The 6,091-nt window shown below is 48.8% G+C and carries 13 protein-coding genes; all 13 read left to right on the top strand.

The window, feature by feature from the left end; genetic code table 11:
- The coding region (locus RDU59_10350) for an EF-Tu/IF-2/RF-3 family GTPase (GenBank protein MDQ7838873.1) at window positions 1-500 on the top strand (500 nt) is incomplete at its 5' end.
- Between the two features lie 36 nt (window positions 501-536).
- Window positions 537-845, top strand: a complete 309-nt coding sequence (gene rpsJ, locus RDU59_10345; GenBank protein MDQ7838872.1) for a 30S ribosomal protein S10 — start codon at window positions 537-539, stop codon at window positions 843-845.
- A gap of 41 nt (window positions 846-886) precedes the next feature.
- Window positions 887-1,516 (top strand): 50S ribosomal protein L3, encoded by a 630-nt coding sequence (rplC, locus tag RDU59_10340; GenBank protein MDQ7838871.1) that lies wholly within the window; start codon window positions 887-889, stop codon window positions 1,514-1,516.
- A gap of 30 nt (window positions 1,517-1,546) precedes the next feature.
- Window positions 1,547-2,170 (top strand): 50S ribosomal protein L4, encoded by a 624-nt coding sequence (gene rplD, locus RDU59_10335; protein ID MDQ7838870.1) that lies wholly within the window; start codon window positions 1,547-1,549, stop codon window positions 2,168-2,170.
- Complete coding sequence (locus RDU59_10330) at window positions 2,167-2,457, top strand: 50S ribosomal protein L23 (GenBank protein MDQ7838869.1); 291 nt, start codon at window positions 2,167-2,169, stop codon at window positions 2,455-2,457. Before rplD ends, RDU59_10330 begins: the two co-directional genes overlap by 4 nt.
- A gap of 26 nt (window positions 2,458-2,483) precedes the next feature.
- Window positions 2,484-3,305, top strand: a complete 822-nt coding sequence (rplB, locus tag RDU59_10325; protein MDQ7838868.1) for a 50S ribosomal protein L2 — start codon at window positions 2,484-2,486, stop codon at window positions 3,303-3,305.
- Between the two features lie 71 nt (window positions 3,306-3,376).
- Window positions 3,377-3,664 carry a 30S ribosomal protein S19 gene (rpsS, locus tag RDU59_10320; protein ID MDQ7838867.1) on the top strand — a complete coding sequence of 96 codons (288 nt, stop codon included), beginning with the start codon at window positions 3,377-3,379 and terminating at the stop codon, window positions 3,662-3,664.
- An 82-nt stretch (window positions 3,665-3,746) separates the two neighbouring features.
- Window positions 3,747-4,079 (top strand): 50S ribosomal protein L22, encoded by a 333-nt coding sequence (gene rplV, locus RDU59_10315; protein MDQ7838866.1) that lies wholly within the window; start codon window positions 3,747-3,749, stop codon window positions 4,077-4,079.
- Between the two features lie 21 nt (window positions 4,080-4,100).
- Window positions 4,101-4,742 carry a 30S ribosomal protein S3 gene (rpsC, locus tag RDU59_10310; GenBank protein ID MDQ7838865.1) on the top strand — a complete coding sequence of 214 codons (642 nt, stop codon included), beginning with the start codon at window positions 4,101-4,103 and terminating at the stop codon, window positions 4,740-4,742.
- Between the two features lie 25 nt (window positions 4,743-4,767).
- On the top strand, window positions 4,768-5,184 hold the full coding sequence (gene rplP, locus RDU59_10305; protein MDQ7838864.1) for a 50S ribosomal protein L16: 417 nt from the start codon (window positions 4,768-4,770) through the stop codon (window positions 5,182-5,184).
- Entirely contained in the window at window positions 5,181-5,363 is a 183-nt protein-coding gene (rpmC, locus tag RDU59_10300; GenBank protein MDQ7838863.1) for a 50S ribosomal protein L29, read from the top strand. Before rplP ends, rpmC begins: the two co-directional genes overlap by 4 nt.
- 35 nt (window positions 5,364-5,398) lie before the next feature.
- On the top strand, window positions 5,399-5,656 hold the full coding sequence (gene rpsQ / locus RDU59_10295) for a 30S ribosomal protein S17 (GenBank protein MDQ7838862.1): 258 nt from the start codon (window positions 5,399-5,401) through the stop codon (window positions 5,654-5,656).
- Between the two features lie 65 nt (window positions 5,657-5,721).
- Window positions 5,722-6,090: a 50S ribosomal protein L14 gene (gene rplN / locus RDU59_10290; GenBank protein ID MDQ7838861.1), complete on the top strand. Its 369-nt coding sequence runs from the start codon at window positions 5,722-5,724 to the stop codon at window positions 6,088-6,090.
- The last annotated feature ends 1 nt before the right edge of the window (window position 6,091 follow it).

Genomic DNA, 6,091 nt, shown 5'->3' with positions numbered 1-6,091 from the left:
CGGGCCGGGTAGAGCGAGGGATGGTGAAGGTAGGAGAAGAGGTGGAGATAGTAGGGATACGTCCGACGACGAAGACGGTATGCACCGGTGTGGAGATGTTTCGCAAGATATTGGATCAGGGGCAGGCCGGGGACAATATAGGGGTGCTGCTTAGGGGTACGAAGCGTGATGAGGTAGAGCGAGGTCAGGTGGTAGCGAAGCCTGGGAGCATAACGCCGCATACGAAGTTTAAGGCGGAGTCGTACATATTGACGAAGGAAGAGGGAGGGCGGCATACGCCGTTTTTCAACGGGTACAGGCCGCAGTTTTATTTTCGGACGACGGATGTTACCGGGATAGTGAAGCTGCCGGATGGAGTGGAGATGGTGATGCCTGGGGACAATGTATCGATGGAGGTGGATTTAATCACACCGATAGCGATGGAGAAGGAACTCAGGTTTGCTATTCGAGAGGGTGGACGCACCGTTGGGGCAGGCGTCATCAGCGAAATAATGGAATAAAATAATTTCCTGGCATCAGGATGGGAAAGAAATATGATTCAAAACCATAAAATTCGTATCCGTTTGAAGGGTTATGATCATAACCTTTTGGATCAGTCTACGGCTGAGATTGTGGAAACAGTGAGGCGTGCCGGGGGGAAGGTGGCGGGGCCCATTCCTCTACCTACGGTAATTAACAAGTATTGTGTCTTGCGCTCTCCCCATGTGGATAAAAAGTCCAGAGAGCAGTTCGAAATTCGGACACATAAAAGGCTTCTGGATATTTTGGAGCCGACGCAACAAACCATCGACGCCCTTATGAAACTGGAACTTTCGGCCGGGGTCGATGTCGAGATAAAACTCTAGAAGATTTTTCGTTTAAAATCTGAAGGTTATAGGATGAAGAGATGATCAGGGGAATGCTAGCGCGTAAGCTGGGAACGGCCCGTATTTTTTCGGAAGAGGGACATTCCATTCCGGTAACGGTGGTAGAGGCAGGGCCTTGTACTATTATCCAGAAAAAAACCAGAGAGAAGGATGGCTACAATGCTGTCCAGTTGGGTTTTATGCCTCAGAAGGAAAGTCGTGTGACTAAACCAGAGGCCGGCCATTTTAAAAAAGCAGGCAAGGGATGTTACCGTTACTTGCGTGAGTTTTCTATTGATGGCGAGGAACTCGAGTCCTATGAATTAGGACAGGAGGTCACGGTAGAAAACTTTGAGGTTGGCGAAAAAATAGATGTGGCGGGGATTAGTAAGGGGCGCGGTTTTGCCGGCGTTATAAAGCGGCATGGCTTCCATGGGGGCAAGGATACGCATGGCTCCATGTCCCACCGTGTCGTGGGTTCTATTGGGGCCAGTTCTTTCCCGTCGCGCGTCATTAAGGGGAAAAAGATGCCCGGCCACATGGGTAATAGCCGGGTTACAGTGAAAAACCTGACCATTTTAGATGTGCGGCCGGATGAAAATTTGCTGGTGCTCAAGGGGTCGGTACCAGGAAGTAAAAATGGCCTGCTGTTGATACATAAATGCCTTTAAGATAAGTATGGCTTATTGAGGGATGTTATAATGCCAGTCCTAGATGTCTATAACATGCAAAAAGAGAAAGTTTCAGAGATTACTCTGAACGATGATGTCTTTAGTGTTCCGGTTCGAGAAGATGTGCTGCATGAGGTTGTGACTATGCAACTGGCCAAGCGCCGTGCAGGTACAGCTTCAACTAAAGACCGGAGTGAGGTCAGCGGTGGCGGGAGCAAGCCCTGGCGTCAGAAGGGCACGGGACGGGCGCGGAGTGGTAGTAATACCTCGCCTGTGTGGAGACGCGGAGGAGCAGTTTTTGGCCCAAAACCGCGTGACTATAGCTATAAGGTGACGCGCAAGGTCAGAAAACTGGCGCTACGCATGGCCTTAAGCGCCAAGCTGAGAGATAGCCAGATGTTGATTGTGGATGATTTTACTTTAGATGAGATCAAGACAAAAAAAATTGTCCAGACCATGAATAATCTCGGTGTAGAAAATGTCTTGATTGTAATGAACGAGCGGCAGGAAAACCTGGAAAAATCAGCCCGCAATATACCTTACGTAGATGTCTTGCCGTACACGGATATTAATGTGCATGACATCTTGATACATAATAATCTGATTTTGCACAGGGATTGTATCCCAAAGATCGAGGAGTTTCTCTTGTCATGAAGGATATATATCAAATAATAAAAGGCCCATGCCTCACGGAGAAAAGCACCTGGCAGAAAGAAAATGCCAATCAGGTTTGTTTTGTTGTGGACCGGCAAGCTAATAAAATAGAGATAAAAGAGGCCGTCGAGCGTATTTTTAAGGCCAAGGTGGCAGCTGTACGGACCCAGGTTAACCCCGGCAAACAGAGACGGGTTGGCCGTAATATGGGATATAGTTCCGACTGGAAGAAGGCCATTGTGACTTTAAGGCCTGGAGAACGCATAGAATTTTTCGAAGGCGTTTAGATAGAGTTTTAGTATGAGGGACGGGTATGCCAATCAAGAGTTATAAACCTACATCACCGGGTAGAAGGACGCAAACTGCTATTGTGGGCGAGGGCCTGTCGGCGGTTGAGGCGGAAAAGAGCCTTCTGGTTCCTATAAATAAGAGCGGCGGCCGAAATAATGCGGGCCGGATGACGGCGCGACATAAAGGCGGGGGACATAAGCGAAAATATAGATTGATTGATTTCAAACGTGACAAGCGTGATGTTTCAGCAATGGTGGCGAGCATTGAGTATGATCCTAACCGTTCGGCGCGCATTGCCCTCCTCCATTACGCAGATGGAGAAAAACGCTACATTTTAGCTCCAGTTGGCCTGGCGGTAGGGGATACAGTGGTGTCCGGCGAAAATGCGGACATTAAGCCAGGCAATGCCCTGCCTATTGGTAAGATGCCCATGGGTACATTGGTGCATAACCTGGAACTACGGCCCGGCAGGGGTGGGCAGATTATACGGAGCGCCGGATCCTATGGTCAGCTCATGGCTAAAGAGGGTAAATATAGTCAGATTAAGTTGCCTTCGGGTGAAGTGCGGCAGGTTCATGTGGCCTGTATGGCTACGGTGGGTCAAGTCGGTAATCTGGAACATGAAAGCGTCTCTTTGGGTAAGGCCGGCCGTGCGAGATGGATGGGAAAAAGACCTCATGTCCGCGGTGTGGCTATGAACCCGGTCGACCATCCTATGGGTGGGGGTGAAGGAAAGTCTTCCGGAGGCAGGCATCCCTGTACGCCATGGGGCTATCCTACCAAGGGCTATAAGACCCGTCGGCGAAAGAGCAGTGATAAACTTATAATTAAAAGGCGTTCCTAGGTATTATCAATCTATTAATACGTGGTTCAGGCACGAGTTTGATGGTCATGTAATTTCGAGGGGGGAGCAGGGTGGCAAGATCAGTTAAGAAAGGTCCCTTTGTAGATGGACATTTAATGAAGAAGCTGGATGAGGCCCGTCAATCTCAAGGGAAAAAGGTCATTAAAACCTGGTCACGGCGGTCAACTGTCATACCGGATATGGTCGGTATTACATTTGCAGTGCACAATGGTAGGAAATTTATACCGGTTTTTGTCTCTGAGAATATGGTAGGCCATAAACTCGGAGAATTTTCGCCCACGCGTACTTTTCATGCCCATTCTGGCGATCGTAAGACCAAAGTTAAGGGGAAGAAGTAGCTTGCAGGGGTTGTTTTTATAGATTTAACGGATAGATCATATACGCAGGCAGGTGATTTTGGACTGGGGAGTGTAAGGAGCTATGGAGTCTAAAGCAGTAGCAAGGCATGTGCGCATTTCTGCAATGAAGGCCAGAACGGTGACCAGACCGGTAAGCGGTAAGAAGGTAAATGAGGCCTTGAATCTCTTGAAGTTTGTACCGAAAAAGGCTGCGCGACTGGTGAGTAAGGTTATCTATTCAGCCTTGGCGAATGCCGCACAGAATCCTAAAATAGACGTGGACACACTTTATATTAAGAAGATATTCGTCGATGAAGGCCCCAGGCTAAAACGTTGGCGGCCTAGGTCCATGGGAAAGGCTAATCGCATAATCAAACGTACGAGTCATATAACCGTAGTTCTGGATGAAAATTAGGAGATAAGGCAGGAGGATAACTTGGGGCAGAAGGTAAATCCGATTAGTTTTAGGCTTGGTTATATAAGAACCTGGGATTCACGATGGTTTGCTAAAAAAGATTTTGCAGCCTTTGTTTATGAAGACAGAAAGATTCGGGACTTCATAAAGAAAAAGCTTTATCATGCCGGGATTTCCAGGCTCTTGATCGAGCGGGCTGCTGATAAGCTAAAGGTGAAGATTTATACCGCCCGGCCCAGCATCGTCATCGGTAAAAAGGGAGCAGAGATAGAGAAGCTTAAACAGGAGATAGAGAAGCAGATTAAGCGGCCGGTTATTTTAGATATTCACGAAGTGCGGAAACCGGAACTGGATGCTCAACTGGTAGCAGAAAGTGTGGCCTTGCAACTGGAGCGGCGGGTTTCGTTTCGCCGGGCCATGAAAAAGGCGGTTTTTACGTCCCTAAGGCTGGGCGCTAAGGGCGTACGGATAGCTTGCGCCGGTCGGCTTGGCGGCGCAGAGATGGCCAGGCGGGAGTGGTACCGGGAAGGGCGGGTGCCGCTGCATACCCTACGCGCCGATATAGACTATGGTTTTGCTGAAGCCAAGACCACATACGGGATCATCGGGGTCAAGGTGTGGATGTTCAAAGGCGAAGTGTTTCCGGAAGCGGGCACTGCGTAAGAAGATTTAACCTAAGAGGAACAATATGCTTAGTCCCAAAAAAGTTAAATATCGCAAGCAGCAGAAAGGGCGTATGAAGGGGGCAGCCTATAGAGGGAGCGCTCTGGCTTTTGGTGATTATGGGCTCCAGGCAGTAACTTGCGGCCGGCTGACTTCTCAACAGATCGAGGCGGCGCGAATCGCTATCACCCGGCATGTTAAGCGCGGCGGCAAGGTATGGATAAGGATATTCCCTGATAAGCCGGTTACTAAAAAGCCCGCTGAGACACGTATGGGTAAAGGGAAAGGGGCCCCGGAGGGATGGGTGGCCGTGATTAAACCGGGGCGCATTCTCTATGAGATGGAGGGAGTCAGCAAGGCAGTGGCTATGGAAGCCCTAAGACTGGCTGCGTATAAATTGCCTCTGCCTACACAGGTTGTATCAAGGAGTGAATTATCATGAAAGCAAAAGACCTCCGTGCCTTAAGTCCGGATGAACTACAGACGAAGATTAAGGACCTCAGGGAGGAGTTGTTCAGAATTAAATTTCAGCATTCGACCCAGCAATTGGAAAATACGGCTAGGTTTCGTTTATTAAAGCGTGATATTGCCCGGGTCGAGACGGTTATCTGTGAAAAATAAAAAGTTTTAGCTTTTGGTCTTGAAGGTGACAAGGAATGAAAGAAGCTGGACATCGTAAAACACAAATCGGTATCGTAGTCAGTGATAAAATGGACAAGACGATAGTTGTGCAGGTAGAACGGCTGGTTAAACATCCTGTCTATAAAAAATATGTCCGCAGGCGGGCCAGGTATAAGGCTCACGATGAAGCCAATGCCTGTAAAGTGGGCGATAAGGTAATGATTGAGGAATGTCGCCCGTTGAGCCGTGATAAAAGGTGGGGGGTAAGACAGGTTATTGAGCGGGCAGTTTAAGGCTAATTAGCTATATCTCCCGGACTAATAATAGCCCACTTGAGGACAATAAGGGGAATAAGGCAATGATACAGACAGAAACCAGATTGAATGTGGCTGACAACTCAGGAGCAAAACTTGTGGGTTGCATCCGGGTGTTGGGCGGCACACGACGACGATATGCCCGTGTGGGCGACCTAATCATTGTTTCTGTTAAAGAGGCCCTGCCCAATTCTAAGGTAAAAAAGGGGGATGTGATGCGGGCCGTAGTCGTACGGACGACTAAAGAATTAGGACGTCCGGATGGAAGTTATATCCGCTTTGATGATAATTCGGCAGTGCTTATTAATGCCCAGGGGGAGCCTGTCGGAACGCGTATCTTTGGGCCGGTGGCCCGGGAACTACGGGCAAAAAAATTCATGAAGATTATTTCTTTGGCTCCGGAGGTACTTTAGG

It is taken from the genome of Thermodesulfobacteriota bacterium, from assembly GCA_031082315.1.
Lineage (GTDB): Bacteria > Desulfobacterota > QYQD01 > QYQD01 > QYQD01 > QYQD01.
This window is presented reverse-complemented; position numbering and strand designations above follow the sequence as displayed.

Coding starts and splice junctions, on each gene's coding strand:
- rplC (MDQ7838871.1), top strand. CDS start 887: ATGATCAGGGGAATGCTAGCGCGTAAGCTGGGAACGGCCCGTATTTTT.
- rplD (MDQ7838870.1), top strand. CDS start 1,547: ATGCCAGTCCTAGATGTCTATAACATGCAAAAAGAGAAAGTTTCAGAG.
- RDU59_10330 (MDQ7838869.1), top strand. CDS start 2,167: ATGAAGGATATATATCAAATAATAAAAGGCCCATGCCTCACGGAGAAA.
- rplB (MDQ7838868.1), top strand. CDS start 2,484: ATGCCAATCAAGAGTTATAAACCTACATCACCGGGTAGAAGGACGCAA.
- rplV (MDQ7838866.1), top strand. CDS start 3,747: ATGGAGTCTAAAGCAGTAGCAAGGCATGTGCGCATTTCTGCAATGAAG.
- rplP (MDQ7838864.1), top strand. CDS start 4,768: ATGCTTAGTCCCAAAAAAGTTAAATATCGCAAGCAGCAGAAAGGGCGT.
- rpmC (MDQ7838863.1), top strand. CDS start 5,181: ATGAAAGCAAAAGACCTCCGTGCCTTAAGTCCGGATGAACTACAGACG.
- rpsQ (MDQ7838862.1), top strand. CDS start 5,399: ATGAAAGAAGCTGGACATCGTAAAACACAAATCGGTATCGTAGTCAGT.
- rplN (MDQ7838861.1), top strand. CDS start 5,722: ATGATACAGACAGAAACCAGATTGAATGTGGCTGACAACTCAGGAGCA.